Source organism: Glycomyces halotolerans, from assembly GCF_054779575.1.
The window spans coordinates 32,519-58,828 of record NZ_BAAGXZ010000006.1; the positions used below are offsets into that span (position 1 = coordinate 32,519).

25 protein-coding genes, 3 tRNA genes and 1 pseudogene are annotated in these 26,310 nt (G+C 67.4%); 12 read left to right on the forward strand and 17 right to left on the reverse strand.

What is annotated here, in order from left to right; all coding sequences use genetic code 11:
• Positions 1–7: 7 nt before the first annotated feature.
• The 4 genes from xynC to ACYVL2_RS07315 form a co-directional block, all read right to left on the reverse strand.
• Positions 8–1,615, reverse strand: a complete 1,608-nt coding sequence (xynC, locus tag ACYVL2_RS07300) for a glucuronoarabinoxylan endo-1,4-beta-xylanase XynC (RefSeq protein ID WP_460541724.1) — start codon at positions 1,613–1,615, stop codon at positions 8–10.
• A gap of 481 nt (positions 1,616–2,096) precedes the next feature.
• Complete coding sequence (locus ACYVL2_RS07305; protein ID WP_460541726.1) at positions 2,097–3,893, reverse strand: ABC transporter ATP-binding protein; 1,797 nt, start codon at positions 3,891–3,893, stop codon at positions 2,097–2,099.
• A gap of 69 nt (positions 3,894–3,962) precedes the next feature.
• Positions 3,963–4,631: a sulfite exporter TauE/SafE family protein gene (locus ACYVL2_RS07310; RefSeq protein WP_460541728.1), complete on the reverse strand. Its 669-nt coding sequence runs from the start codon at positions 4,629–4,631 to the stop codon at positions 3,963–3,965.
• A 145-nt stretch (positions 4,632–4,776) separates the two neighbouring features.
• Positions 4,777–5,232, reverse strand: a complete 456-nt coding sequence (locus ACYVL2_RS07315) for a DUF6069 family protein (RefSeq protein ID WP_460541730.1) — start codon at positions 5,230–5,232, stop codon at positions 4,777–4,779.
• A 216-nt stretch (positions 5,233–5,448) separates the two neighbouring features.
• Between ACYVL2_RS07315 and ACYVL2_RS07320 the strand changes: the two genes are divergently transcribed.
• Complete coding sequence (locus ACYVL2_RS07320) at positions 5,449–6,438, forward strand: NADP-dependent oxidoreductase (RefSeq protein ID WP_460541732.1); 990 nt, start codon at positions 5,449–5,451, stop codon at positions 6,436–6,438.
• A gap of 292 nt (positions 6,439–6,730) precedes the next feature.
• Here ACYVL2_RS07320 and ACYVL2_RS07325 read toward each other — a convergent pair whose 3' ends face one another.
• Complete coding sequence (locus tag ACYVL2_RS07325; RefSeq protein WP_460541733.1) at positions 6,731–7,060, reverse strand: ArsR/SmtB family transcription factor; 330 nt, start codon at positions 7,058–7,060, stop codon at positions 6,731–6,733.
• A gap of 314 nt (positions 7,061–7,374) precedes the next feature.
• Between ACYVL2_RS07325 and ACYVL2_RS07330 the strand changes: the two genes are divergently transcribed.
• The 5 genes from ACYVL2_RS07330 (at position 7,375) to ACYVL2_RS07350 (ending at position 12,492) form a co-directional block, all read left to right on the forward strand.
• Positions 7,375–8,724, forward strand: coding sequence for an ABC transporter substrate-binding protein (locus ACYVL2_RS07330; RefSeq protein ID WP_460541735.1), 1,350 nt, complete (start codon positions 7,375–7,377; stop codon positions 8,722–8,724).
• 10 nt (positions 8,725–8,734) lie between these two features.
• Positions 8,735–9,682: a carbohydrate ABC transporter permease gene (locus ACYVL2_RS07335; protein ID WP_460541737.1), complete on the forward strand. Its 948-nt coding sequence runs from the start codon at positions 8,735–8,737 to the stop codon at positions 9,680–9,682.
• A gap of 4 nt (positions 9,683–9,686) precedes the next feature.
• Positions 9,687–10,583, forward strand: a complete 897-nt coding sequence (locus ACYVL2_RS07340; protein WP_460541739.1) for a carbohydrate ABC transporter permease — start codon at positions 9,687–9,689, stop codon at positions 10,581–10,583.
• A complete protein-coding gene (locus ACYVL2_RS07345) occupies positions 10,583–11,587 on the forward strand; it encodes a zinc-dependent alcohol dehydrogenase family protein (RefSeq protein ID WP_460541741.1) in 1,005 nt (334 codons plus the stop codon). The genes ACYVL2_RS07340 and ACYVL2_RS07345 overlap by 1 nt, the downstream gene beginning before the upstream one ends.
• A gap of 74 nt (positions 11,588–11,661) precedes the next feature.
• Complete coding sequence (locus ACYVL2_RS07350; RefSeq protein ID WP_460541743.1) at positions 11,662–12,492, forward strand: DeoR/GlpR family DNA-binding transcription regulator; 831 nt, start codon at positions 11,662–11,664, stop codon at positions 12,490–12,492.
• A gap of 66 nt (positions 12,493–12,558) precedes the next feature.
• Here ACYVL2_RS07350 and ACYVL2_RS07355 read toward each other — a convergent pair whose 3' ends face one another.
• The 8 genes and pseudogenes from ACYVL2_RS07355 to ACYVL2_RS07390 all read right to left on the reverse strand — a co-directional run bounded on the left by ACYVL2_RS07355 (position 12,559) and on the right by ACYVL2_RS07390 (position 17,562).
• Positions 12,559–13,722, reverse strand: a complete 1,164-nt coding sequence (locus ACYVL2_RS07355) for a leucine-rich repeat domain-containing protein (RefSeq protein ID WP_460541745.1) — start codon at positions 13,720–13,722, stop codon at positions 12,559–12,561.
• Positions 13,723–13,733: 11 nt separating this feature from the next.
• Positions 13,734–15,061, reverse strand: a pseudogene (locus ACYVL2_RS07360) (SDR family NAD(P)-dependent oxidoreductase).
• Between the two features lie 27 nt (positions 15,062–15,088).
• Positions 15,089–15,161: transfer RNA gene (locus ACYVL2_RS07365), tRNA-Ala, on the reverse strand.
• Positions 15,162–15,170: 9 nt separating this feature from the next.
• Positions 15,171–15,243: transfer RNA gene (locus ACYVL2_RS07370), tRNA-Ala, on the reverse strand.
• 140 nt (positions 15,244–15,383) lie between these two features.
• Positions 15,384–15,860, reverse strand: a complete 477-nt coding sequence (locus ACYVL2_RS07375) for a hypothetical protein (protein WP_460541747.1) — start codon at positions 15,858–15,860, stop codon at positions 15,384–15,386.
• Between the two features lie 19 nt (positions 15,861–15,879).
• Positions 15,880–16,452 (reverse strand): hypothetical protein, encoded by a 573-nt coding sequence (locus tag ACYVL2_RS07380; protein ID WP_460541749.1) that lies wholly within the window; start codon positions 16,450–16,452, stop codon positions 15,880–15,882.
• Positions 16,453–16,693: 241 nt separating this feature from the next.
• Entirely contained in the window at positions 16,694–16,885 is a 192-nt protein-coding gene (locus ACYVL2_RS07385; RefSeq protein ID WP_460541751.1) for a hypothetical protein, read from the reverse strand.
• 287 nt (positions 16,886–17,172) lie between these two features.
• On the reverse strand, positions 17,173–17,562 hold the full coding sequence (locus tag ACYVL2_RS07390) for an ArsR/SmtB family transcription factor (RefSeq protein WP_460541753.1): 390 nt from the start codon (positions 17,560–17,562) through the stop codon (positions 17,173–17,175).
• Between the two features lie 122 nt (positions 17,563–17,684).
• On the opposite strand from ACYVL2_RS07390, the gene merA reads away from it, so the two are divergent.
• From merA to ACYVL2_RS07420, 6 genes are all read left to right on the forward strand, one after another.
• Positions 17,685–19,118 (forward strand): NAD(P)/FAD-dependent oxidoreductase, encoded by a 1,434-nt coding sequence (gene merA / locus ACYVL2_RS07395; RefSeq protein ID WP_460541999.1) that lies wholly within the window; start codon positions 17,685–17,687, stop codon positions 19,116–19,118.
• Between the two features lie 34 nt (positions 19,119–19,152).
• Positions 19,153–19,806: an organomercurial lyase MerB gene (gene merB / locus ACYVL2_RS07400; protein WP_460541755.1), complete on the forward strand. Its 654-nt coding sequence runs from the start codon at positions 19,153–19,155 to the stop codon at positions 19,804–19,806.
• A 264-nt stretch (positions 19,807–20,070) separates the two neighbouring features.
• Positions 20,071–20,523, forward strand: a complete 453-nt coding sequence (locus ACYVL2_RS07405; RefSeq protein ID WP_460541757.1) for a hypothetical protein — start codon at positions 20,071–20,073, stop codon at positions 20,521–20,523.
• Positions 20,524–20,799: 276 nt separating this feature from the next.
• On the forward strand, positions 20,800–21,162 hold the full coding sequence (locus ACYVL2_RS07410) for a hypothetical protein (protein WP_460541759.1): 363 nt from the start codon (positions 20,800–20,802) through the stop codon (positions 21,160–21,162).
• A 27-nt stretch (positions 21,163–21,189) separates the two neighbouring features.
• A complete protein-coding gene (locus ACYVL2_RS07415; RefSeq protein ID WP_460541761.1) occupies positions 21,190–22,380 on the forward strand; it encodes a hypothetical protein in 1,191 nt (396 codons plus the stop codon).
• 31 nt (positions 22,381–22,411) lie between these two features.
• On the forward strand, positions 22,412–23,044 hold the full coding sequence (locus ACYVL2_RS07420) for a hypothetical protein (RefSeq protein ID WP_460541763.1): 633 nt from the start codon (positions 22,412–22,414) through the stop codon (positions 23,042–23,044).
• 45 nt (positions 23,045–23,089) lie between these two features.
• Here ACYVL2_RS07420 and ACYVL2_RS07425 read toward each other — a convergent pair whose 3' ends face one another.
• The 4 genes from ACYVL2_RS07425 to ACYVL2_RS07440 form a co-directional block, all read right to left on the reverse strand.
• Entirely contained in the window at positions 23,090–24,613 is a 1,524-nt protein-coding gene (locus ACYVL2_RS07425; protein ID WP_460541765.1) for an amino acid adenylation domain-containing protein, read from the reverse strand.
• Between the two features lie 156 nt (positions 24,614–24,769).
• Positions 24,770–24,843, reverse strand: a tRNA-Gly gene (locus ACYVL2_RS07430).
• 77 nt (positions 24,844–24,920) lie between these two features.
• Positions 24,921–25,532 (reverse strand): HAD family hydrolase, encoded by a 612-nt coding sequence (locus ACYVL2_RS07435; RefSeq protein WP_460541767.1) that lies wholly within the window; start codon positions 25,530–25,532, stop codon positions 24,921–24,923.
• A gap of 57 nt (positions 25,533–25,589) precedes the next feature.
• A complete protein-coding gene (locus ACYVL2_RS07440; RefSeq protein ID WP_460541769.1) occupies positions 25,590–26,258 on the reverse strand; it encodes a ThuA domain-containing protein in 669 nt (222 codons plus the stop codon).
• Positions 26,259–26,310: the final 52 nt, after the last annotated feature.

The window sequence follows — 26,310 nt, forward strand, 5'->3', positions numbered from 1 at the left end:
GCGTTCGTCAGCAGTCGAAGTCGAGGTCGACCGCCGGACCGGAGGCGATGAAGCCGAAGACCTCGCGGCTCTGGCCGGCCTCGATGCGGCCGTTCCAACCCGCGTCCGAGGCGGTCACCGTTGAACCCGACTGCGACCAGTCGGCGTTCCAGGCGCTGCTCACCTGCTGGCCGCCGGGCCAGGTCCAGCTGACGTTCCAGCCGTCGACGGCCTGGCTGCCGGCCGTGATCGTGACGCTGCCCTGCCAGCCCGACCCCCAGTCGTTGACCACCGCTATGCGTCCCCGGCACTCGCCGGTGCCATTGCCTCCGTCGTCGTCATCGTCCCCGTCGTCTCCGTTGTCGTTCCCGCTCCCGGTCACGAAAGTCGTGATGCTCTGAGCGGGCAGCGTGGCGGTGAAGGAGCCGTTCGAAACGCTGATCGCGCTCTGAGGCTGGAGATTCCGGCTCGCGTCGGTCACCCAGGACGACACGCTGGAGGCGGTGGAGTCCAGCAGCGAGAAGGGCACGTTCGCCGACGACGATCCCTTGTTGACGGCGACGATCACGATCTCGCCGTCGCCCTGGTACGCCGAGGTGTAGACGTTCGACTGCGGGTTGGCGGTCGCGTCGATCCGCGTGTACCCGGGGCGGACGAACTTCGAGAAGTGCGCCATGTTGGCGCCGCGCTTGCTGATCTGCCCGTTGTCGAGCATGGGGCCGTAGTAGCGGCGGATGTACCACCACACGTACGCCTGGAACTGGCCGTCGACCAGGGCGCGGTGGATGTGTTCGCCCACGTCGAGCGCCTGCGGCCAGTTGTCCGCCGAATCGCTGCTGTTGGGGTGGTAGACCTCGGTCATCCACAGTTCCTTGCCCGCGCCCCGCTGCTCGAAGAGCGGGTAGTCGAAGTCGCCGAACTGCGTGCCGTAGAGGTGGGCGCCGAGGATGTCGAGGTTGGCGAGCGCTTCGGGGTCGTTGAGGATCGGGTCCGAGAGGTTCTTGCGGTACTGGAAGGACTCCGGTGCGATGACCCTGGTGGCGAGCGAACCGGCGTTCTCGCGCATGAACCGGGTGATCTCCTGCGGGGTCCACCAGGTCCATTCGTGCGCGTAGTCGGGCTCGTTCTGCACCGAGATGGCGTAGAGGTTCACGCCGTTGTTGCTCATGTACTCGGTGAAGTCGTTGAGGTGCTGCGCATAGGCGCCGTACATGTCGTACCGGAGCCGCTGTCCGTCGGCGGTGCTCTCGACCATGTGGGAGGGGGGATTCCACGGCGACGCGATGACCTTCGCGCCGTGTTCGATGGCGCGCTGGGCGGTGGCGACCTCGCGGCTCCAGTTCGCCTGGTCCTCGTGGACGGGGATCCGCAGGATCGAGAATCCCAGCTGCCCTTGGCCGTTGCCGAACGCGGTGTCGCGTTGGGCGGCGGTGAGGTCGTCGATCCAGACGGCGTGGTTCATGCCGCCGAAGCCCTGGATCGTCTGTCGGACCGCTGAGGGGTTCACGGTCACGCCTGACTGCGCCGTCGCGGGCGTGGCGACCGCGAGTACCGGGAGGGCGCTCATCGCCAGGAAAGTCCTCCGGCTGAGCGACTTCGCCGCGGTGGACGGGGACTCGTTTCGATGTGGCGTCATGGTCGTTCATTCCTTTCGCGTTGGGGGAGTTCGCGTACTTTTCGGAGGAGCGGAGCGACCGCGGTTCTCGATTCGGGGGTGCGTGATCCGGTTCGGTCGATAGAGCGCAGGCGGCTGGGCCGTGCGATCCCTACGACTCGATCGCTTTGTGGGATTCGCATTGCCGATCAAGGCTCGTCGGGCGCGCAGGAAGTCCTTTCGGGAGGGTGAGGGGGGTGGTTGTTATCGATCACCATCCGGGGGCCGCCCGCAATGCTCGAATGACCTCCCGAAAGCAAGACGTTATGAAGTATATACATACATCAATATTAGGTCAATTCGCCGGGCCGAGCCGCAGAGCGGGACGAGATGCATCGGCCCCGGCGCGGACGACGCCGCCCCCGGCGAGGCGACCTGCTGTGAAATCCGCGCCTCGCCCCGGAGTGCTAGTCCGGCTCGCCGCCCAGTCCCGGCAGCGCCAGAACGTCCTCGTCGAGGCCCTCTATCGTGACCTCGTGTCGTCGATTCGCGTGCCGGTCTGGGTCAGGTGCATTTGCGCGTAGCGGCCCGATGCCTCCAGCAGTTCGTCGTGAGAGCCCTGCTCGACGACCCGTCCGTTGTCGAGCACGACGATGCGGTCGGCCTTGCGGATGGTGGACAGGCGGTGCGCGACCACGAGGGTGGTACGGCCCCGCATGAGGCGGTCGAGCGCCTCTTTGACCAGTTCCTCGGCCTCCGGGTCGAGCGCTGAGGTCGCCTCGTCGAGCAGGAGGATGCGCGGGTCGCGGACGAGTGCTCGCGCGATCGCGAGCCGCTGACGCTGCCCGCCGGACAGGCGCGCCCCGCGCTCGCCGACCACCGTGTCGAGTCCGTCGGGGAGTTCCTGCACGAACCGCCAGGCGTTGGCGTCGCGCAGTGCATGGACGATCCGCTCCTCCTCGGCGTTGCGCAAGCCGTAGGCCACGTTCTCCCGGATGGTGCCTTCGAACAGGACCGATTCCTGCGGCACCACGGAGATGAACCGGCGCGCGGTGCGCAGGTCGAGCCGCTGCATGTCGACGCCGTCGAGCAGGATGCGGCCCGAGGTGGGACGCACGAACCCCAGCACGAGGTTGAGCAGCGTCGACTTTCCCGAGCCCGACGGTCCGACGAACGCGACTGTCGCTCCCGGCTCGATGTCGAGTGACACCTCCTGCACCGCATCGGTTTCGGCTTCCGGATAGCGGTGCCAGACGTCCTCGAGGGTGAGGTGGCCCTCCACGGCGCCCACGTCGTCTTTGCCGGCGTTCTGCTCGATGTCGGGCTCTTCGAGGACCTCGGAGATCGAGCGCACCGACTCCAGCCCGCGCGCGCCGACCGGGATCAGCATCATCAGCTGCGTGAGCCCCTGGGTGAGCAGCGTGAAGTAGGTCGACAACAGCACCACTTCGCCGGGTGTGATCGGCAGCATCCCGGTGAGGGAGAACGTCGCCGCGAGCATGAGGCAACTGGCGCCCAGCAGCTGCATCGTGACCCACGAGATGGAGGCCACGTGGCCGTTGAGCATGTCCAGATGCAGGCCCGCGCGCCGCACGTTCTCCGCGCTGCTGGCCACCCGGGATACCGCCGTCTGCTCCAGGCCGTGCGCCCGGGTGACCGGGATGAGCGAGGCCATCTCACCGGCCCTCGCCGCCAGAGCTTCCATCTCGCGCCGGAACTTCTCGTTGCGGGTCCGGGAGCGGCGGCGAAGGCCGGCGCGCAGCCCGATCGCGATCGGCACGGCGAGGGCGTACACGGGCAGGAACTGGGGTACGGCGATCGCGGTCATGGTGAGCGCGCCGATCAGCACCATGGTCGCCGACAGCAGTGGATGAGTGATCTGCTGGAGCATCAGCTCGACGTTCTCCACGTCGCGCACCAGCTTGGTCTGCACGATCGAGGAGCTCACCCGCGTGTGGTAGCCGATCGACAGGCTCTGCAGCCGGTCGGCCAGGGCGTTGCGGAGGTCGGCGCCGGTGTCCCGCACCACGGTCATGAAGTTGCGCGTGTAGATGATGTGGTTGGGGTAGTTCTGCACCAGCAGGACCGCCGCGACGGCGAACCATCCCAGGACCGCCGTCACGGAGCCGTCGGCCGCGACCAGGTCGATGATCGCGGCCGCCACCACCGGCAGGAACCACAGCGGAATCTCTTTGAGGGTGAACGCGGTCACGGCCAGCAGCATGCGCCAGGGGCGGCGCATGATCAGGCGGAACACCGAACGCGCGGGACGGGAGCCGTCGAGCGGCGCCGATCGCTCGGCAAGCGTTCTCAGAGGCATTCGGCGATCGTACGCCACCGTTGTTCGCATAAGCCAGCGCCACCGGTCGGGCTACGGCTGGAGATGCGGTCAGCCGATGACGAACACGGCGATCGCCGCGCTGACCGCCGCCGCCGCGAAGTAGAGCACGGCGATCGGCCGACTCGCCGGCACTTCGCCCTTGCCGTAGCCGTTCGCGAGTTGCTCGAGGCGGTCCCGCATCCGATCCTTGAATCTGAGCCCGACCACGAGCACACCGAGCGTGGGCAGTGCGTACACGACGGTGTAGCCGGCTAGAAGCGCGAGGCCCTGTGCGGTGCTGATCGGGGCGTCGACCAGTCGGCTCACGGCCAGGAACAGCGGGAAGGCGCTCGGAAGATCTGACGCGGTCGTCAAGGCCCCCAGGCCCACCGCGCTCCACGGGTTCACCCAAGGTGGCAGCCGCACCACCGGCCGCTTCCGACGGGTTCGCAGGCGACGCCATCCGAGCCGGGCGAGGAACACGGCCAGAGCCGCGAAGATCGCTCGGCGGGCCCACGTCGAGAAGTCGGCAAGCGCGTCCTCGGCCGCCGAGGCGCCGAACAGCAATGCCGCCGCCACCAGGAAGAAGGCCAGCACCGCTCCGGTCAGGTAGGTCCAGGTGGTCGCCGTCGGCCGCCGAGCGATCAGGACGATCACGACCACCGCCAGCATGGTGGAGGTGTTCAACGAATCCAGAACGGCCAGTCCCGCGAGGCTCGCCAGCAATCCGAAATCCACGCCGTCATTCCAATCAACCGAGTCCGGCAAGCCTATTCGTCCGCCCAGTCGCATCGACCGGGAGCCCGGTGACCGGCCGCGGGCGGCACTGCACCGGCTCGACCACTTCGTCGAGGCGCCGCAGAGATCCGGGTCCGGAACCCGGTCAGCTCGGTTGAGGAGCGCGGCGATCGATCGCCTCGAGGGCGAACACTACGGCTACGGCGATGACGAGGTGCATGCAGGACAGGGCGATCGTGCTCACGGTGTCAAAGCCCGCGGTGAAGGTCGTCGTCGTGGTGGCCAGGGCCGCGCCCGCACCGATGACCTGCGCGAGACGGACGACGCCGCGCCACTTCATGGCCAGGAGCACTGCGACAGCCAGGCCGAGGGCCATGGGAATCACCGTCATGACGATGACGCCTCGCGGAGCGGTGGTGGTATGGAGTGCTCCGTCGGGCTCAACGTAGGTGAAGGACCCACCGAAGGCCGCTCCTGCCAGCCAGATCGCCAAATTGATAGCCAGTGCGCCCGCCACCGCGACCGCGATGATCGGCACCGGGGACCAGGCCGCGATGCGGCCGAGCACTGTCGAGCGGGCAGATGCGCGTCGGGGCGTCATGATGGGTCTCCGTTCTTCGATCGTGCGACCCGCATACGGTCCGCCGGGCACGATCAGTGTTCGTCGGCAAAGGGCCGCCTGATCGTAAACCTGTACCCGGGTACCGACTGCAAGTCCGGAAGTGCGCGACGGGCGGTGTCAGCCTCGTGCCGCGGCGATCACCGCGGTGCCGAGCCGTGCGACGCCGATGGCCGTACCGGGTCTCTGGGGGCTATCGTGCAAGTCCGCCTGACGACCTTCGTAACCAAGGAATTCTTCGTGCCTGAGCAGATGCGCGCCATTACACAGAACGTCTTCGGGGGCCCGGAGGTGCTCCGGCTGGTCGAAACGGCCCGTCCCGAGCCGTACTACGGTGAAGTTCTGGTGCGGGTTCACGCCGCGGGCCTGAATCCGGTCGACCCCGCCGCCCGGGAACGCGGGCTTTACATCGGAGAGCCGCCGTTCACGCTCGGCTGGGACGTGTCAGGGGTGGTCGAGCAGGTCGGCACCGGCGTAACGCGGTTCCAGCCCGGGGACGCGGTATACGGCATGCCCCGGTTCCCTCACCGCGCCGGGACCCACGCGGAATACGTGACCGCCCCCAGCAGGCATTTCGACCACAAACCCGCCGGCATCACGCACACGGAGGCGGCGGCCGTCCCCTTGACGGGTCTGACCGCCTGGCAGGCGCTGAACGATCACGCCGGCCTTCGGGCGGGTCAATCGGTGCTCATTCACGCGGCGGCCGGCGGCATCGGGCACCTCGCGGTTCAGATCGCCAAGTCCCTGGGCGCCCATGTCATCGGTACGGCCAGCGCTGAGAAGCACGACTTCGTGCGCGGGCTCGGGGCCGACGAGATGATCGATTATGCCGCGGTCGACTTCGCGAAAGCGGTCTCGGGGCTCGACGTCGTCCTGAACACGATTCCCGGCGACTATGCCGAGCGCTCGATCGCTGTGCTGAAGGACGGCGGCGTGCTCGCCGAGCTGCATCTGTCCAATGCCGACGCGACGTTCCCCGAAGCGGTCGCCCGCGGCATCACGACCCGCTTCATGCTCGTCGAGCCCGACCTGGGCGGACTGCGGTCCCTGTCGCGCCTGGTCGACACCGGGCAGCTCAATGTCCACGTCTCCCAGACCTTCCCTCTGGAGGAGGCGGCCGCCGCACATCGCGCCATGGAGAGCGGCCACGCCACCGGGAAGATCGTTCTCACCATCGGGGATTGAGCCGGACGGATGCGGACGGTGCAGCCATCATTCTCACGAACTGCTGTAGCACTCTGAGGAGAGCCGGTATCAGAACGAGCCGCCTCGACGAGCACCGGTCGCAGTATGCGCACCTGCGGAACCAGCCCCTTCGGCAGCGACTGCGCATCGGACCTCATTGCAAGTTGTAGCCGCTTGACGGGGAAGGGTGATGGACGGAGTCGGGTCGGTCCGCCTGACAAAGCCACGGTGAAGCGCACCATGGATTTCATTGAGGCCATCTCGACCTCGAGCCTGGTACTGGCCGCCTGTATCAGCCGATGCCGTTCGTGGATCGCTGATGCCCTGCGGGACCTGTGACGAGTGCGTCGATCAGGCCTGGGAACGCCCGGTCCATGTCGGTGCGGCGCAGAGTGTTCATTCGGGACGTCCCCGCATAGTACTGGCGGATCAGGCCGGCTTCGCGCAGCAGGTTGAAGTGGTGGGTGGCGGTGGACTTGCTGACCGGAATGTCGAAGTCCCCGCAGTTGACGTCGCGGTCGGCGGCTTCGAGCTGGACGAGGATGGTGCGGCGGACCGGGTCGACCAGAGCCTCCAGCACCCGCTGGAGGTCGAACTCCGACACCTCTGGGTGCGGTGGCACACATCCCCCCGACCGGCACCGTAACCGCTTGATGGTGCTCCTCGGCGGATCAAGTGGCGGCGGCCTTCGTAGCGGAGTCAACGGTCAAGCGGCGGAGGCCGCGTACCACGGGTGAGCTGGGTCAAACTAGTTAACAGACTATGTGTTAAGGGCTCAATATTTTATGATATTATCCTTGAGTACGCTCGGCGGCAGCCCCGAATGCCGCCGTAGCCGATCTCTGTACGAAAGGCGCGCCGGCACCCGCCGCCGAACAACTGCCCGATCGCAGAGGAGTCGTCTGCCTCGGGCGCGTCAAGGACGAGGAGGTCCTGATGAAAACCCCTTACAAACCGCAAGTCGCCGTGGCGGTGTCGCTGGCGGCGATCATGGTCGCCGGTGGCTGTTCCGGAGCCGGCGGCGGTGACGGCGAGGGCGAGTCGATCACCATCGCCACTGTGGCCAATCCGCAGATGCAGGACATCGAGCAGCTCTCCTCGGTCTTCGAGGAGGAGACCGGCATCGACGTCCAGTTCGTGGTGCTGCCGGAGAACGAGCTGCGCGACAAGGTCACGCAGGACATCGCGACCGGCTCCGGCCAGTACGACATCGTCACCATCGGCACGTACGAGACACCGATCTGGGCGGCCAACGACTGGTTGGTGCCGCTCGACGACTACGCCTCCGACCCCGACTACGACGTCGACGACCTGCTGCCGCCGGTGCGCGAAGCGCTGAGCTACGAGGACGGCCTGTACGCGGTGCCGTTCTACGGGGAGTCGTCGTTCCTGATGTACCGCACCGACCTGTTCGAGGCCGCCGGCCTGGAGATGCCGGCGAACCCGACCTGGCAGGAGGTCGCCGACCTGGCGGCCGAGCTGCACGACCCGGACAACGACGTGGCCGGAATCTGCCTGCGCGGCCTGGCCGGCTGGGGCGAGGTCCTGGCCCCGCTGAACACGGTGATCAACACCTTCGGCGGCCGCTGGTACGACGAGGACTGGAACGCGCAGCTGACCAGCCCCGAGACCAGAGAGGCCGTGCAGTTCTACGTGGACCTGGTGCGCGAGTACGGCGAGCCGGGCGCGGCCAACGCCGGGTTCAGCGAATGCCTGACCGCCACCAGCCAGGGCAACGCGGCGATGTGGGTCGACGCGACCGTGGCCGCCAGCGTCCTGGAGGACGGCGAATCCTCGGACGCGGCCGGGAAGATGGCCTACGTGCCCGCCCCCGTGGTCGAGACCGACTCCTCGGGCTGGCTGTGGGCCTGGTCGCTGGCGATCCCGGAGTCCTCGCAGTCCAAGGACGCCGCCTGGGAGTTCATGGCCTGGGCCACCGGCAAGGACTACATGCGCCTCGTCGGTGAGGAACTGGGCTGGACCCGCGTCCCGCCGGGCAGCCGCACCTCGACCTACCAGATCCCCGAATACCAGGAGGCCGCGGCCTCGTTCGCCCCGCAGACCCTGGAGGCGATCGAGAACGTCGATGTGACCGCGCCCGGACTGTACGAGCAGAACTGGACCGGGGTGCAGTACATCGCCATCCCCGAGTTCCAGGACCTCGGCACCAGGGTCGCCCAGGAGATCTCCGCGGCGATCGCCGGAAACCAGACCGTCGACGAGGCCCTGGAGAAGGCGCAGGGCTACGCCGAAGAGGTCGCCGTCCAGGGCGGCTACAAGGACTGAGTGGTATCAGATGACCGCATCGACAGCCCGGCCCGCGGCGCGCGAGCGCCGCGGGCCCCGGGCCCCGCAGAAACCCGCGAAACTGCCGCCGGGCGAGCGCTGGAAACGGCGCGGACCCCTCCTGCCGGCGCTGCTGCTGGTGGTCGTGCTGACCCAGTTGCCGTTCCTGGCGACGATCTACTACAGCTTCCAGGACCGCAATCTGCTGCGGCCCGACGAGGCGGGATTCGCCGGCTTCGGCAACTACGCCGCGGTGCTCGGCGACTCCCATTTCCGCGGCGCGGTGTTCAACACCGTGTTCCTGACCGCCTCGGTCGTCGTGTTCTCGATGATCCTGGCGATCGGACTGGCGGTGCTGCTGGACCAGCGTTTCCCCGGACGCAACGTGGTCAGGACCCTGCTGATCACACCGTTCCTGGTCATGCCCGCCGCGGCGGCGCTGATCTGGAAGCACGCGATGTTCAACCCGCTGTTCGGGATGCTCAACTGGGTGCTCTCGCCGTTCGGCGTCGAACGGGTCGACTGGGTCTCGGAGCACCCGATGCTCTCGCTGATCCTCATGCTGGTGTGGCAGTGGACGCCGTTCATGATGCTCATAGTCCTGGCCGGCCTCCAGAGCCAGGACACCGAGATCCTGGAGGCGGCCAAGATGGACGGCGCCGGGCCGTTCACGGTCTTCTGGCGCATCACCTTCCCGCAGCTGCGGCGGTTCATCGAGTTGGCGATCCTGCTGGGGTCGATCTTCATCGTCCAGACCTTCGACCCGATCTACCTGGTCACGCAGGGCGGCCCCGGTCAGGCGACGACGAACCTGCCTTACTTCATCTACCAGCGGACGTTCCGCGCGTTCGAGGTCGGCGAAGCGGCCGCGGCGGGGGTGGTGGTCGTGATCGCCACGATCATCATCGCCACGTTCGCGCTGCGACTGTTCGCGACCATGTTCCGAGAGGAGAAGTAACGCCGTGGACACGTTGCACGACAGTACGAGGCGGAACGAGTCGACTCCGATCGACCGGCATCCTCAGCCACCGCCGCGCCGCCGCCGCCGTCCGGCCCTGAAGTCGGCCGGTGTCGCGCTGCTGGCCTGGGCGGCCGCACTGGTGTTCTTCTTCCCGGTGGCGTGGATGTTCGTCTCCGGGTTCAAACAGGAGGCCCAGGCCTCGACCGACCCGCCGACGTTCTTCTTCACTCCGACCCTCGACCAGTTCGAAGCGATCCTCGGCCGGGACTTCACGCCGTTCCTGCTCAACTCGCTCATGGCCTCGATCGGGTCTACGGTCCTGGTGATCGCGCTGGCGACGCCGGCGGCCTATGCGCTGTCGCTGGCGCCGATCCGGCTGTGGAAGGACTCGCTGTTCTTCTTCATCTCCACCCGGTTCATGCCGCCTGCGGCGATCATCCTGCCGCTGTACATCATCGCCAACAACGTCGGCGTGCTCGACAACGCGACCATGCTGTCGCTGGTCTACACGGCGATGAACCTGCCGATCGCGGTGTGGATGATCCGCTCGTTCCTCCTGGAGATCCCGCCGGCGGTGCTGGAGGCGGCGAAGGTGGACGGAGCCGGGTTCGTCACCGAGCTGCGCAGGATCATCCTGCCGATGATCGCTCCGGGCCTGGCCGCCACGGCGCTGATCTGCTTCATCTTCGCCTGGAACGAGTTCTTCTTCGCCGTCTCGCTGACTTCGACGCGGGCGGCGACCGTGCCGGTGTTCCTGACCGGTTTCATCACGTCCGAGGGCCTGTTCCTCGCCCGCCTGTCCGCCGCCGCCACCATGGCCGCGCTCCCGGTGATCCTCGCCGGGTGGATCGCGCAGAAGTGGCTGGTCCGCGGCCTGACCATGGGAGCCGTCAAGTAATGCGATCCGTCATCATCGAACAGCCCGGCACGATCACGACCACCACGGTCGCCGATCCCGCCCCGGGCCCGCGCGAAGTCGTCATCGCGGTGTCGGGAGCCGGCATCTGCGGCACCGACATCCACGTCCTCGACGGCGACCTGGAGGGCACGGTCTACCCGATCGTGCCCGGCCACGAGTTCGCCGGGACGGTCGTGGCCGTCGGAGGCGCCGTCACCGAGTTCGCCGAAGGCGACCGGGTCGCGGTCGACCCCAACCTGCCATGCGGCCAGTGCCACTACTGCAAGATCGGACACGGGAACCTCTGCGATCGCTACGACGCCATCGGAGTGATCGCCAGCCCCGGCGCGACCGCGGAGTACTGCGCCGCGCCGGTCGGCAACTGCTACCGACTTCCCGACCAGGTGGCGTTGGAGCACGCGCCGTTGATCGAGCCGCTCTCGTGCGCCGTCCACGGTTTCGACCTGTTGCCGGGGCGCATCGGCGAGCACTACCTGATCTACGGGGCCGGCACCATGGGCCTGATGATGGCCCAGCTCGCCCGCTTCGCGGGCGCGGCCAGCGTCTCGGTGGTCGACATCAACACCGCGCGGCTGGAGGTCGCCGGGCGGCTCGGCGCCGACCGGACCGCCGCCGGCGCCGACGAGTTCGACCGGCCGGAAGGCTGGGAAGTCGTCGTCGACTGCACCGGCGCCGTATCCGCCATTGAAGACGCCCTCGGCAGAGTGCGCAAAGGCGGCACGTTCCAGGTCTTCGGGGTCGCCCCGGAGACCGCCGCGGCATCGTTCTCCCCGTTCCGGGTATACAAGGACGAGATCCACATCGTCGGCTCCATGGCCGTGCTCCACAGTTTCGGCCGTGCCGTGGAACTCATGGCGAAGCGGGTCATCGACCCCGAAGTGATGATCAGCGACCGCTTCGGGCTCGACCGATACGCGACCGCGATCGACGCCTTCCGCGCCGGTGCCGGCCGCAAACTCCAGATACAGCCTGGGATCCACTAGTCGACGCCCGGTGGCGCCGCGCGGAGCCGCCGCGCGGCGCCGGGTGCGGTAGGTTAACGCCCGGAACCAGCTCAATGGAAGTAGGCAATGCGATGTCGGTCAAGGCCCGGCTCTCACAGGCCGCCGTCGAGCGGCGCCGCCAGGCCGTGCTGCGCCACGTGGCCGAGGCCGGAGAGGCGCGCATCGCCGATCTCGCCGAGCGGTTCGAAGTGAGCCTGATGACCATGCACCGAGATCTGGACAGCCTTGTCGAACGGCACATGCTCCGCAAGGAGCGAGGCTGGGCGGTGGCCTACCCGATGCTCACCATGGAGACCGCCACCAGGTTCCGCGAGGGCGTCAACACGGCTGAGAAGACCGCGCTGTGCGCCGCGGCGGTCAAGTACATCAGGCCGGGCGGCACGGTCCTCGTCGACGATTCGAGCACCGTCTACCCGCTCGCGGGAGAACTGACGCGCGCCGGCGTCGAAACGCTCACCGTGGTGACCAACTCGATCGGCGTGGCCCACCGCATGGCGCGAGCGGCGCCGCGCATCGACGTCACGCTCCTCGGCGGGAGGTACCACGCGGAGTTCGACTCCTGCACCGGCCCCGAAGTCACCAGGACCCTCGCCCGCACCCGCGCCGACGTGCTCGTGATGTCAGCCACCGCCGTGCTGCAGGGGCAGCTCTACCATCCGATGCGCGAGATCGCCGAGATCAAGGAGGCCATGCTCGGCTCGGCGGCCGAAGCCGTTCTGCTGGTGGACCACACGAAGTTCGGCAAGACCGCCACCTACCTGCACGGCACCACCAGTGCGTTCAGGACCGTCATCACCGACGACGCCGCCCCCGTCGACGAGGTCGCCGCCCTCCGCGCGACCGGCGCGCGTGTCGACGTGATCGACCCTAAGGCGAACGTCTGACCGCGGCCGAACACGCCGTGGGGCGGGCCCGCCTGTCCAGATAGACAGGCTCGCAGCATCACCTGACTACCTTGCACGGCGGCTGCGGTGGAGGCTGGTGACGGCCTTGATGTCGGCATTCGCGGCAGGCCGGTGCGGCACCCGTTCGCAGAGCGAGTTGAGCCGGGCGCGAATACTTGCCGCGATGCCTTTGCCGAGCAAGTAGCGCGTAGGCGTTGGGGCGTGCACGGCGAAGTCCAGGAGACGTTGCGCCTCGCGGCTGCGCATACCGGTGTTCGCCAAGACGAGGTGAGTCAGGCGATGGGGCGCATTGGAGAGCGCCCTGCCGATCGATGCGGCGGCCGCCCCGTCGATGCGGTTGTCGGGGGCGGCGAGCGCATTGGCCGCCTTGACTCGACCGAGGTCGAAGACTTCGACTCCAGTGGCGACTGCCGCCGCGACAACTCGTGCGCTCGCCTGAGGGCCGATGCCGTTGCTGGCAAGGGAGAGCCTCTTGAGCCTGCCGTACGGAGCCGCCTTGAGCGCATGCGTCAATGCTTCCGCGCCGCGATCGCCCAGCCATGAGGCGGAGGCGTAGAGCTCCGATACAGCTCCGCTCGCGATCAGGGGGGCCAGGGCGGCGCCGCCACTGGGCCCGAGCCGATTTCCGCCGATGTACAGGCGCTCAACGCCCTTCCCTCGATCCGAAGCGGCAAGCAGCGCTCGTACGAGCGCATCCGTGGCCCCAGCGTCGATTCCGGTTTGCACGAGATCGAGCGTCCGAAGGGTCTCAAGGCCGGACACCAGGCCGGTTACGGCTTCGGCACCGGCCGGCCCGAGCGGGTTCCGTTTGACCCACAACCCGGACAGCACCTGCGGTGAGGCCAGAAGGTTGTCCGCAAGGCGGCAGGCTCCCGTCGCCGTGATGCCGTTGCAACCCAGATAGAGCGTCTCGAGTTCTGCGGACGACGCCCGCTGCGAGACGGTGTCGGCGCCGGCATCGCCCAGTCCGTCCGTGCCGAGCAGCAGGTGCCGTATCTGCCCCGGCCGAAGCGCCTCCGTGACAAGGGTCGCCCCGTGGGGTCCGAGCGCTTGTTTGCACAGGTCGAGGCGGCCGTCCGGCATTGCGGTGCCGGCGGTGAAATCCAGTCGACCCGCAGCGGGAGCGCCAGTTTCGAGCCATCGGATCAAGTCACCGAGTTCGAATGCCGCGCGGGGAGTGACAGGGTCGACTCCGGCGAACGCTTCCATGGGTGCATCCGTCACCAGTCGACCTCCCTATAGTCCTTGAGGAGCACACCCGCCACAGGAGAGCCCGCCTCGCCTCGCACGATGGGGTCGTAGACGCGAGCCGCCCCGTCGACGACGTCGAGCGGGGTGCGGAGTCGCTTGCCGCTAGCCGCTCTCTCTTCGGAGCCGGATTCTCGTCGGTGATCCATCCGGTGTCGACCGCGCACATGTAAACGCCTTGTTCGACGAGACTGGGCCCGCTGGTGCGGGTGAGCATGTTGAGCGCCGCCTTGGGCATGTTCGTCTGCGGGTGGCGCGCGGTCTTGTTGCGCGCCGCGAACCGGCCTTCGACGGCTGTGACGTTGACGATGTAGCGCTGGGAGTGGGAAGACGCGGTCAACAGCGGCAGCAGCCTGTCGCACAGCAGCGCGGGAGTGAACGCGTTGACGAGGTAGGTTTCGAGGATTTCAGCCGGATCGAGTGCACCGAGCTGCGCAGACCAGGAGTTCGCCGCCGAGCTGTCGGGCAGCAGTCCCGCGGCGTCCACGTCGGATGCGACCAGATCGAGCGCTGCGGAGGGTAGGACGCTGACTTCCGGGACCCTGTAACCAGGCGCGCTCCACACGTTGCGCATGGGGAGCGCTGCGATCTCGTTCTCGATCAGTGCCCGGTAGGACTCGACCGGGCGCCGCAGGGTCTGTGCGGCGTTGTTCACCAATATGTCCAGCGACGGGCCCCGGGTCAGCAGGCGGTCGCAAAGGCCCAGGACCTGGCGAGGATCACGCAGGTCGATCCCGACGATCTCGAGACGATCCGACCACTCCTCGCTGCCCTCGACGTTATGGAACCGGCGAACCGCATCGTTTGGAAACCTGGTCGTGACGATCACTTCAGCACCGTCGCGAAGCATCATCAGCGCCAGCTCGAAGCCGATCTTGACGCGCCCGCCGGTCAGCAGGACGCGGCGCCCGGTCAGGTCGGTACTCGCCTGCCAGCGTATCGAGTTCTCGGACGCGCAGGAGGGACAGAGCTGGTGGTAGAAACCGTCGACTCGGCGGTAGGTGCGCTTGCAGACGTAACATCGGCGTGGCCGCGCCAGCGTTCCAGGACGCCCCGGCGCGGCCAGGGGAACGTCAGGCCGTCGCTCCAGACTCCCGGTGGCGGTGGCGGCGAGGATATCGGCGTCCGTCGCTGCATCCTGCTGCTCACGCGACTTCCTGCGCCGTCGTCGGCCGTCTCGTACGAATGAGGCGGCGACCTGTTCGGCGCGAAGTCGGATCTGGTCATCGGCCGGCAACGAGCGCAACTTGGCGACCACCATGTCGAACGCTTTCAACTCAGCGTCTGTCGGCTCGTCCATGCAACCCGTCCCGTACTCCCGAATGCCGTGACCTGGTCGGATTCGAACCGACGTCCTCCGATATGCGGTATCGGCGCGACGGCCTCTGCGCTACAGGCCACGGGTCCTGCTCCGGTGGCCGGATTCGAACCGGCGTCTTCCTCCATGCCATGGAGGCGCGACGGCCTCTGCGCTACATCGGAGCATTGCTCGGTATGATAGCGATCCGGGATGGTCGTCTTCCCGGTCGGGCTTCCCTTGGGCAGCATCGCCCGACGGGTCGAGCATGTCTTGACCTGTGCCGCCCCCGCTCTGCACGGCGTGTTCGACCTCTGAACAGGCCCTAGGCAGCTTGGTCGATGAGCGACTTCTCGTGCTCGATGACTTCGAGGCAGCGACCGCTCTGGGCTTCGAGTTCGGGTGTCGGTTCATCGAATTCGCGAAGGATGACGGCTTCGTAGCAGGACCACAGGATGTTGAACGCGACTTGCGGGGGCATCTCGTCGTCGCCGGCGGTGAAGAGCGAGCCCGCCGCCATCACGAGGCTTCCTGCGCCGGGCTCGGGCGCATCCAGGAGCCGGTCGAAGGCCGTTTCGAGCTCGGGCGGCATCTGCGGGTACACCTCGCCGCGCTGTGCGCCTTCTCTGGCCAGGTCGAGCGCGGAAGCGATGAACTGCTGGGCGTCCGCGTCCTGGATCGGCGGTGACATGGTCGCCGAGGTCCAGCTGACGGCCTCGATCGCGAGTCTGAGTCGGCCCATCGGGCTGATCGCGCCGATTACCGACTCGTACCGGTCCATCTCATCGTTCCAGTAGAACATTCGCCTGCGCTTCCCTTTGTTACCAGCCGACTAGGTCCGCGCCGTCGAACCCGTTGGTGCGGTCTTCACAATACTGTTTCGATTCGGGCTTCGAATTACTGCGGTCGCACGGCTGCCGCGACGGCGACAACCTGACCGGCGGCGTGAGTCGGCCCTGCTCAGTCGCATTGAGCATGACCTGTTCGGCATGCGTCTGCGGCGGGTCGGTGCGGGTGTACTTCTTACCGAAGACCCGCTCGTAGCCGAGTTCTCGTGCCTTCGCCTCCATGGCCGGCGCGGTCCGGTTCCCGCTGACGGAGTAGTAGAGCTTCCCGTCCGCGTCCTGAGCGGTGGCGACGGTCGTTCCATTGTGACGACGCCGGTCGGCCTTGACGGTGTCGTGGATCGTCTTGGCGTCGGTGCGAAGTTCGTCATCGGTCTTGCGTGGCCTTGGGCGACCGGTGGAGCCGGGGGTGCCGCCTCCGCCTCCGCCGCCTCGGCTGCCGCCGCCTTTGCCGGTGCGGAACACCTTGGCGTCATCGAGCATCCTCGAGACGATTCTCGCGCCCTTGGCGGTGGTCTTCCTCGTGGCGCGCCTGCGGACCCTAGCCATTGAGCACCGCCTCGACGGCGTGTCCGATGAACTGCTCGACCGAGCCGGTGAGATGGTCGGTCATCAGCAGGCTGGCCGGCGCCGATGGCAATTGCATACCCATGGGGCGGGGGTCTCCTCTGACAGGCGGTGGGGGAGCGGTCGAGACTCAGCCGCCCGGTTCGCCGAGTAGCTGCTCACCAAACACGGGCAGACCTCACTGCAAAAACCAAAAGGTCATGAAACCTCACCATTATATCGATCAGGCGCCAGTGACGCAGTACAGGACTGCGGAGGCCATCCCCGGCATCTCGGAGGCGCACCTGGACCAGGCCAGAAGCCCAGCTGCCATCGCGCCGCCGGCGAACTTCCAGATCCGGGCGGCGGCGGTGTCGTGGATCGAGCCGCGGATCGCACCGGAGGTCCCCTGACCGTCCTCGGCGACCTCGCCCAAGGCACCACCCCCTGGGCCGCGGCCGACTGGCGCGCCCAGACGCGGCATCTGGGCAAGACCGATGTCGAGTACACCGATCTGACCGTCGGCGTGCCGAGGGACTGCTCGGCCGCCAGCTCACCGACGCATGACCGTACGACCGGACTCGGGCCCGGCCGCGACGCCCGGGCCCGGTCCCGGCCGGACATCGCGACCGACCGCAGGACCGTAGGGTCTATTAGGGCTAGTCCTCCCACGTGTGTGCAAGCCCGCTCCCGAGCCACCGTCGCGGTGCTGATCGGTGCCGCTCATGCCGCCTTGTCTTGTTCGGTTCGGATGGTGTCGATGCTCGGGCATGAGTCCAGGGCGTCGGCATTGTCGGCGGCCAAAGCGTGGGCCGCCACCACCAGGTCGGCTACACGCGGGTCGGTGACCCGGTAGTGGAACCGGCGGCCCTCGCGTCGGGCGGTCACGTAGCCGCAGTCGGCCAGGCAGGCCAGGTGGACCGACACCCTTGGCTGTGAGATCCCGGCGTATGCGACGCATTCGGCGACGGTGCGCTCTGCGCGCAGGACGAACTCGAGCAGGCGAAGCCGAGTCGGGTCGCCGAGGGCGCGGAAGAATCTCGCCACGGTGTCCAGGTGCTCGCAGGGGCTCTGGTCGGTGCGGGGGTCGGTGTCGTGAGTAGCCGCGGGCATGGTGACTCCAAGAGGATGCTATTCGCTTCTGCGTATAGTACGCTAGCACCGAAGTATTCGTGTAGGCGAATAACAAGTGTTCGACTCTCCTATCGGCCGTGCAGACGAGGAGCGCAGTGATCTTGATCGACACGATCCATGCCGATCTGGCGATACTCGGTTCGGGCTCGGCGGGGTTCGCCGCGGCGATCGCGGCCCGCAAACGCGGGCTGGCCGTGGTGATGGTCGAGGCCGGTGCTGTCGGAGGCACCTGCATCAACGTCGGCTGCGTGCCTTCGAAGGCACTACTCGCTGCGGCAGCCGCCCGTCAGCGGGCCGTCGATTCACGGTTTCCCGGCGCGCAGACCGGCGCGGCGGCGGTCGACTGGGACGCCGTGCGCAAGGCGAAAGACGATTTGGTCGAGGCGATGAGAGCGGACAAGTACACCGGCCTGGCCGCCGAATACGACTGGCCGATTCTGGCCGGGATCGCTCGCTTCACCGGCACCCCTGAGAGTCCCGCCGTCGCCGTCGAGCCGCACGGCGGCGGCGCTCCCGTGGTCGAGGCCGCGCACTACCTGGTCGCCACCGGCTCCTCAACCTGGGCGCCGCCGATCCCGGGCCTGGCCGAGAGCGACTACTTGACCTCGACGACCGCTATGGATCTCGAGAGGCTTCCGGCGTCGATGATCGTCATCGGCGGCAGCGCCGTCGGCCTCGAACAGGCGCAGATGTTCGCCCGGCTCGGCGTCGCCGTCACCGTCGTCGAGGCGCTCGACCGCATCGCCCCGTTCGAGGAGCCCGAACTGTCCGAAGTCTTGTCCGAGGCGTTCGCCGCAGAGGGCATCGCCGTCCACACCGGCGCGGTCGTCACTCGCGTGACACGCGAAGGCGAGGCCGCCGCCGTGGGTTTCCGCGGCGCCGACGGGACCGAGCGGACGGTCAGCGCCGAGCGATTGTTGGTGGCGACCGGCCGTCGCCCGAACACCGAGGGCCTGGATCTGGACAGAGTCGGCGTCGCCGTGGGCGATCTCGGCGCGGTCACCGTCGACGGGCGATTGCAGACCGGCAATCCCCGCGTGTGGGCGGCCGGGGACGTGACCGGTGGCCCGCAGTTCGTCTACAGCGCCGCCCGGAACGGCTCGATGGTCGTCGAGAACGCCTTCGACGAAGCCGGACAGGAGGTCGACTACTCACGGCTGCCGCGGGTCACCTTCACCTCGCCGGCCATCGCCTCGGTGGGGCTCACCGACGCCCAGGCCGTCGCGGCGGGATACGAGTGCGATTGCCGCACTGTCTCGATGTCGATCGTGCCGCGCGCGATAGTCGACCGCGACACCACCGGAGCGGTCAAACTCGTCGCCGACCGCGCGTCCGGCCGGCTGCTGGGGGTCCACATCGCCGCCGAAGCCGCCGGGGAGATCATCCTCGCCGGGGTCTACGCGCTCCGAGCGGGCATGACTGTCGACGACCTCGCAGGTGAGTGGGATCCCTATCTGACCGAGGCCGAGGCGCTCAGGCTCGCCGCCCAGGCCTACGCCACCGACGTCGCCAGGCTCTCGTGCTGCGCCGCCTGAGTGTCTGACGAAACCGCTCTCGATTGGAGGACTGATGGACACAAGGAGCAGACAGGTCACTGAATGGCTCGAAGGCGCGGTCGAACAAGGCGAGGCCGGCCGCAACTGGTGGCTGCTGACGGCACTGATGCGACTGCTGGCCGAAGGTGAGCCCGTGACCGAACGCCAACTCGCCGAGCACGTCGGGCGCCCGCTCGAGGCGGTGCGCGCGATTCTGGACGAACTGCCCAGCCTCGAACGCGATGACGACGGCGACCTCGTGGGCTTCGGCCTTACGCTGCGTCCCACAGCGCACCGGTTCATGATCGAGGATGAGGACACAGTGCTCTACGCGTTCTGCGCGATGGACACCCTCCTATTCCCGTCCATCCTGGACCGCACGGTCCACGTCGAGTCGACCTGTCCAGCCACCGGGGCGACGATCCGAGTCACGGCGACTCCGACCGGAGTGACCCGAGTCGACCCGGCCGGGGCCGTAGTCTCGCAGCTGACTCCGGAGGACACCTCGCGGATCCGCACCGACGTCTGCGCGGTCGGCCACTTCTTCGCCTCGCCCGAGGCGGCCCGGCCCTGGACCCAGGCCCACCCGGACGGATTCACCGTCCCCATCGCCGACAGCGCCGAGGTCGTCGACGCCTTCGCCGACTACTTCGACCGGCAAGAGACCGCCGGCCCGAGCCACTGCTGAGCGCCGCCTCACCGAAGCGAATACGGGCTTCTGTGGACTTGGAACCAAGGCGGCGAATCCGCCCATGCCATGATGGCGGCGACGATGAGGATCATCATGCGCCTTATGCACATTTCGTTGCCCGGTTCCGCCGATTTCACCGGCGAGAGGTGTAACCCTTCCCCGTTCGGGGCATCTCGCGGTGCGGTGGCAGCCGCACCCGACCGTGGGCCGCTCCGCCCCGCCTGACCGCTCGGCGGCCAAGTGCAACCAGAGGAGATCGAGATGCATGCGTTGATTCGAGGTGTCTTGGCGGGCGCGGTGGGCACCGTCGCACTGAACGCCGTCACCTATGCGGACATGCTGCTACGGGGCCGGCCCGCCAGCCCGGTCCCGGCTGAGGTCGCCGAGACCCTCGCCGACCGCGCCGGGGTCGAGCTCGGCGGCGACGACGCGGCAGGCAACCGCCAGCAAGCCGTGGGAGCCCTGTTCGGCTACGCCACCGGTCTGGGTGTCGCGGTCGTGTACTCGCTAGCGGCGCGTCGCGTTCGGCGACTGCCGCCGTGGGTCGCCGCGCCCGTCCTCGGCGTCGCCGCCATGGTCGGCAGTGACGCCCCCGCCACCGCGCTCGGCGTGACCGAACCGGCCAAGTGGAGCCGCGCGGACTGGCTGGCGGACGTCATACCGCATCTGGCCTACGGAACCGTCACCGCGGCCGTCCACAAGGCGCTCGAATAACCGGACGCCGACTCGTCTTGCCCCGCCCGCCTCTCGCTCGGGCGGCCTGGCTCGCGGTCGGTATCACGGCCATAATCGCCGACAACCCCATACCGGACCCGGTCTCAGTCGAGAACGCCGCAAGAGAGTCGCCGGATTCGCGCATGAAGCGGAGTTTGCGCCGCCGTGGTACTTTGTGCTTCAGTCACCACCCCGACACCCCAAGTGGCACTCCGGCCGGACGCGCTCCGCCGCTGCGAGGCCGCAGAGCCAGATTCGGAAATACGAGGTCATGCCTTGTCACGAAAGTTCACCCCCGAGGACATCCGCCGCATCGGCGATACGACCATTCCGGCGGTCGAATCGAGCTACGACGAACTCAAGTCCCTGGTGACCGGTGCCAAGTCCGCCGTCGAAGGCATATTCGGGAGCGCATCCGTCCGCCCCGCGGAGGCCGCTGAGCAGTTCAACACCCTGTGGGGCCGCTTCCTCACCGTGGCGGAGGAGACACCGGAGACGCTCGACGCCATGGGACGCACCTTCGTTGACATCGCCGATCGCTACGACGAGGACGAGGCCCAGACCGAACTGGACCTCCAGGAGGCACTGAGCGACCTGGAGGACGTCTATACCGGACACTCCGAGACGACCGAAGAGTGAGAACCAGAAACCGAAGGGAGGACGGCCATGGGCTGGTGGGACGATTTCACGGACTGGCTGACCGGGGACGACTTCGACGCCCCTGTGACGTCGGTGGAGGCGGGTGACCTCGGATCGGCACCGACCGAATCCGATGTCCGAGAGGCCGTGGAGACGCTGCGGCCGTTCTTTCTGGAAGGCTACCGTCGCCAGGAGGCCTACGATCGCCACGGCGGGATCTCGCTCCAGCACGTGGGCTCGTTGGAACTCATCTCCACCGGAGGCGGGTATGCCGAGGCATCAGGCCAGAAGGACTTCAGATCCCTCGACGGCTTCTACCGGATGTCGGAAACACTGGGCTTCTACATGCCCGCCGCGATACCGGACTCGGTAGCCGACGATTACCCCAACGGGGAGCAGAAGCAAGCCTCATGGACCGGCACCACGGAGGCCGACGACGCGGAGATCGACTCCGCCGCGCAAAACATCACCGACTCGGCCATGCGGCTTGTCAACTCTGCCTACGACGACCTGCTCGACCAGTGCGACATCGCGGCCGTCCGAGAGGCGCTGCCGCTGCTGAATGAAATCGGCCGGGCGGTGGAAGGAATACATGAAGTACATTATGAGCACGAGTGCCAGGAGATCCTGGAGCTCTGGAACGAGTGGGACGGCAGCGATGCCGAGGCGGCGGTCGAGGAGTTCGGCGGCAGGATCCGTGGTGCGCTCGACTCCCATAAGACCGGCATCGGAATCCTCATGTACGCCGCGTCAGCTGAGGCGACCGCACAGGCAGCTTCCTTGTTCGCCGCTCACAACTATGTGGCGCAGGCCTGGGAGATGATTCACGAGAAGTTGAACTCATCTACTCCCCAAGAACAGGCGGTATCGAAGTATCTTGGCGCCGTCACTGTCAACCGAGTCCCCTTCCTCAGTGACGGTGTGGCCACAAGTGACTTCATCGTTGAGATGGCCACCAGCGGGGAGGTGCAATCTCCAGTCTCGGATACGATCAGCAAGCTTGTGGACAAATTGACTGGAAAAGATGTTCCAGATGGTGAGTCCTGTTATGAGATAGTCACGGCGCTGGAGGAGAACCTGGCGGACTGCGTGGAGATACTCCAAGATGCCCGTAGGGCCTATTTGAACGACGTTCTAGACGACGTCGCCGACGAGTGGAACAACAAATGGTCCAACGGGATCGTCGGCGACCTCATCCCGGGGTATCTCGATGGCTGACCGGAGACTGAAGCATCGGGTGGCGTCGGCCGTGGCGCTCGTTCTCACGATGACGGCAATCGGATGTGTTGGCGGGGGGCCCGACGATGTCGTTCCGACGAAGTCTGACGGAGCCTTCGACTTGGAGGTAGTTGACAACGAAGCCTGTGAGGCGGCCGGACACCAGGAGCTGGTCAAATTCTTCGCTGACAACGACATCGAGGTCACGAATGAGGAAGTCGACGGTGAATACCCCTATTGCAAGATCGAGATGGTCTGGGCCGTGTCCGACGGCGGGGACGAGAAGGAAGCGACTCTTTACTTCGATCTGGTTGTCTATGACTCTGTCGCCAAAGCGCAACAGTCCATCGACCAGCCGGAAAAGTTGCTCATGACGGCGATCGAATTCCGCAATAACTACGATGGACGAGTTGAGAGTGTTCCGGATCCGTGGGAGGACGGTTTCATCTGGAGCGCATCCGACTCTGTGTCTATAGCGGATACCGAGGTGGCCGTACGTATCGCCAATATAGTTGTATACGCGGACTTCTACTACCCCATACCACGTGCGAACTCCTGCGAGGAGGAAGGATGCGTGGTGCTGCCCTCAACGCTCGTCTCCTGGATCCGAGATTCCTATCTTCCGGCCAGAGAGCAGGCGGTTGACGATCTGATAGAGCGGTAAGCCTTCACTGCGGCGGGTGTGTGCCGGAAGCGTGGTGCCGGATGTTCACCGAGGTTCCCGCAGTGAAGTCCGGTGCAGTTCCAGCAGGGCCCGGCGGTCGACTTTCCCGTTCGGCGTCAACGGCATCCGCTCGATCATCAGCATCTGCGAAGGGACCGTGAACGCTCGCAGCGCGTCTTGAATCCTGTTCCGCTCCACCGGATCGACCCTCCCGAACGGCACCACGAACGCCACCAACCGGAAACCGCCGGCCTCATCGGGAAGCGGCGCTACCTCGACGTCCTTCACCGCCGCATCCGCTCGCAGGGCCGCCGCCACTGCGCGGGGATCGATTCGCGACCGCGGCGCTTGGTCGTCGATCCGCCCGACGAACTCCAGCAGGCCGTCGTCGCGTCGCCGCCCCAGGTCGCCGGTCAGGTACATACGGCCGCCCTCATTCCACGGGTCCGGAACGAACCGCTCAGCGGTCAGATCGGGCCGCCCCAGATACCCCTGCGCCAGTCCCGCGCCGCCGATCGCGAGCTCGCCGACCGCGCCGAAGGGCACCTGTCTCCGTCGCCGGTCCACCACGTGCACGATCGCGTCCCCGATCTCCCTGCCGATCGGCACGCACGAGGCCGCCAGGTCCGGGGCCGCCACCCGATGAAAGGTGGCCGCCATGGTGCACTCGGTCGGCCCGTACTGGTTGATCACCTCGCAGCCGAAGGCGTCCTGGGTGCGGCGGGCGATGGGCCCGGTGAGGACGTCTCCGCACGAGACGACTTGTCGCACTTCCATGCGGCGCGGGCGGGCCTCGAGTTCCTCGACGAGCGTTTCGAGCGCCCGCGGAACGATGCTCAGGCAGGAGGTGACTCGTTCGCGCACGATCAGGTCCGCCAGGGCCGCCGGATCGAATATCTCCCGGGAGGAGGCCATCACGATCGTGGCGCCGGCGATGAGGGTTCCGAAGACGTCGCGTACCGAGGGGTCGAAGGCCACCGACATCATCGACAGGACCCGGTCGTCCTCGCCGAGCGAGAACTCCTCGATCATGGCCGAGAGATACGTCGTGACCCCCTCATGGGTGCAGACGACCCCTTTCGGCTCGCCGGTCGACCCGGAGGTGTACGCGACATACGCCCTCCCGTCGAATCGGCCCGACCGCGACATCGATCGGTCGTCCATGCGAGCGTCCGAGAGTTCGACCGGGCGGCACGGCATGCGCACGATCCTCCAGCGGCGCAGACCCTCCTCGTGCTCGGCGCTCGCGAGCACGGCGCGCGGAGCGGCGTGCGTGAGGACGCCGTCGGTACGTCGGCGCGGGTGGCCCATGTCCAGCGGCACGTAGGCGGCTCCGGCTTTGAGGACCCCCAGCAGCGCCGCGACCAGGGCCGGTCCGCGCTCGACCGCCACCGCCACGAGGTCCCCCGGCGCGACTCCCGACCCCTTCAATGACGAAACGACCGCCTCCGACCAAGCGTCGATCTCGCGGTACGTGGTCGTGGCTCCGCCGAACCGGACCGCGGGACGACTTGGCGCACGCCGGCACCGTTCTGTGACGAGGCCGGCCAGGAGGTTCTTCACGGCCACGGCCCGCCGGTGTGCTCAGCCGATTCCGTTCCGGCGGTGGCGGCCAAGACGGGCCTTTCGGGGTGCTGACGATCAAGGACTCGGTGTGCCGGCGACTCTAGCGCCCTCCGAGGGGCCGCTGAACCGATGGAAATGTGGGGTTTTCGCAGGCAATAGTGGAGCGGGCGACGAGAATCGAACTCGCGTCATTGGTTTGGAAGACCAAGGCTTTACCATTAAGCTACGCCCGCACGGCCGCCTTGCGGCGAACCGGGAACGATCTTAGCGCGGGCGCTCAGGCGATGCAACGAGACCCTCGGGCATGTTCTCAGCCGGTGGCGGCGATGATGTGCGGGAGGGCATCGGCGGTCGTGAAGGTGTGGACCTGCCAGCCCCGCTCGGCCGCGGCGGCGGTGTTCTGGCGGTTGTCGTCGATCAAGAGCAACTGGTGCGGGGCCGCGTCGAGGTGCCGGTGCAGGTCCTCCTCGACCGCCTCGAACGCCGCCGGCTCCGGTTTGCGGGCCTTCAGGCGGCAGGCGAAATAGCGGTGTCGGAACCACTTCGCCGCCTCCGGGTAGTAGGTGTCGAAGTAGTCGGCGAACAGCGGCCCGTTGTTGGAGAAGATCGCCAGCGGCATGTCGGCGCGGGTCAGGGTCGAGAAGACCTCGTCGTCGAGCGTGAACGCCGAGGTCCACAGGCGGCTGAGCTCGTCGGTGTCGCCGTCGAAGCCGGTCATCTCGGCGACCTGGTCGCGGATCTGGTCGGCGGTGAACTCCCCGGACTCGCAGCGGGTCTCGAAGCCCGAGTCGAACAGCCGGATCTCCAGGTCGCCGCGCTGGAGTCCGGTCCGCTCGGCGAGCAGGTCGAAGCGGTGCTCGGGATCGAACTTGAAGAGGACGGAGCCGATGTCGGACACGATGACGCGGATGCCGTCGGCCAAAATAACCACCTCGTCGGAATCGGATCGCCTTGGCCTACGAGCCTAACCCGCAAACGCTCACCGCGGCGGCAGGACGCTCATGAGGCCCCCGGCGATGTGCTGAAGGAACACCGGGTCGGCGTAGGCGCTCGAGTCGTGGCCCAGCGCGGTGTAGAAGCAGCGCCCGTTCTCCAGGCGGCGGTGCCAGGCCAGCGGGTGGGGGTGTCCCATCGCCAGGTCCGCGGTGTCGTAGCTGCTCTCGTCCACCTCGAGGAGCACTTCCACGTCGGTGGGACGCTCGTCGAAGCTGTACCACTCGTCGGTCCAGGTCCACGTCTTCGGCAGGTGGCCGGTCGAGGGGTGGGTGTCGTCGACCACGTCGATCCGGCCCTCGGTGCATCCCGGCGGGTGGCCGATGAAGCGGGCGCCCGCCAGCTCCCGGTAGTACGGCCAGGAGCGCTCGGCGGTGGTGGCGGCGTGGACCCCGCACCAGCCTCCGCCGCCGGTCACGTAGTCGGCCAGCGCCGCGCGGCCCAGCTCGTCCAGGACGTCGCCGGAGGTCGAGAGCCACACCACCGCTTGGAACTCCGCCAGCCGCTCGGGCGTGTGGACCGCGTCGTCCTCGGTGTGCTCGCAGTGCAGCCCCAGGTCGGCCGCGATGCCCTTGAACGCCTCCACTCCCGCGGGGATCGAGTCGTGCCGGAATCCGGTGGTCTTGGTGAACAACAGGACGGCGGGAGTTGGCATCAGTGGTTACTCCGTGTGGGGGAGAGTCGTAGTGACCGGCGCGGGCCCTCTT

Bases quoted from the DNA above. Each gene is read 5' to 3' on its own strand.
- ACYVL2_RS07380 (WP_460541749.1), bottom strand. From the start codon at position 16,452: ATGGCTAGGGTCCGCAGGCGCGCCACGAGGAAGACCACCGCCAAGGGC.
- ACYVL2_RS07405 (WP_460541757.1), top strand. From the start codon at position 20,071: ATGCATGCGTTGATTCGAGGTGTCTTGGCGGGCGCGGTGGGCACCGTC.
- ACYVL2_RS07355 (WP_460541745.1), bottom strand. From the start codon at position 13,722: ATGGAAGCGTTCGCCGGAGTCGACCCTGTCACTCCCCGCGCGGCATTC.
- merB (WP_460541755.1), top strand. From the start codon at position 19,153: ATGGACACAAGGAGCAGACAGGTCACTGAATGGCTCGAAGGCGCGGTC.
- ACYVL2_RS07305 (WP_460541726.1), bottom strand. From the start codon at position 3,893: ATGCCTCTGAGAACGCTTGCCGAGCGATCGGCGCCGCTCGACGGCTCC.
- ACYVL2_RS07345 (WP_460541741.1), top strand. From the start codon at position 10,583: ATGCGATCCGTCATCATCGAACAGCCCGGCACGATCACGACCACCACG.
- ACYVL2_RS07335 (WP_460541737.1), top strand. From the start codon at position 8,735: ATGACCGCATCGACAGCCCGGCCCGCGGCGCGCGAGCGCCGCGGGCCC.
- xynC (WP_460541724.1), bottom strand. From the start codon at position 1,615: ATGACGCCACATCGAAACGAGTCCCCGTCCACCGCGGCGAAGTCGCTC.
- ACYVL2_RS07390 (WP_460541753.1), bottom strand. From the start codon at position 17,562: ATGCCCGCGGCTACTCACGACACCGACCCCCGCACCGACCAGAGCCCC.
- ACYVL2_RS07350 (WP_460541743.1), top strand. From the start codon at position 11,662: ATGGAAGTAGGCAATGCGATGTCGGTCAAGGCCCGGCTCTCACAGGCC.
- ACYVL2_RS07330 (WP_460541735.1), top strand. From the start codon at position 7,375: ATGAAAACCCCTTACAAACCGCAAGTCGCCGTGGCGGTGTCGCTGGCG.
- ACYVL2_RS07440 (WP_460541769.1), bottom strand. From the start codon at position 26,258: ATGCCAACTCCCGCCGTCCTGTTGTTCACCAAGACCACCGGATTCCGG.
- ACYVL2_RS07375 (WP_460541747.1), bottom strand. From the start codon at position 15,860: ATGTTCTACTGGAACGATGAGATGGACCGGTACGAGTCGGTAATCGGC.
- ACYVL2_RS07315 (WP_460541730.1), bottom strand. From the start codon at position 5,232: ATGACGCCCCGACGCGCATCTGCCCGCTCGACAGTGCTCGGCCGCATC.
- ACYVL2_RS07415 (WP_460541761.1), top strand. From the start codon at position 21,190: ATGGGCTGGTGGGACGATTTCACGGACTGGCTGACCGGGGACGACTTC.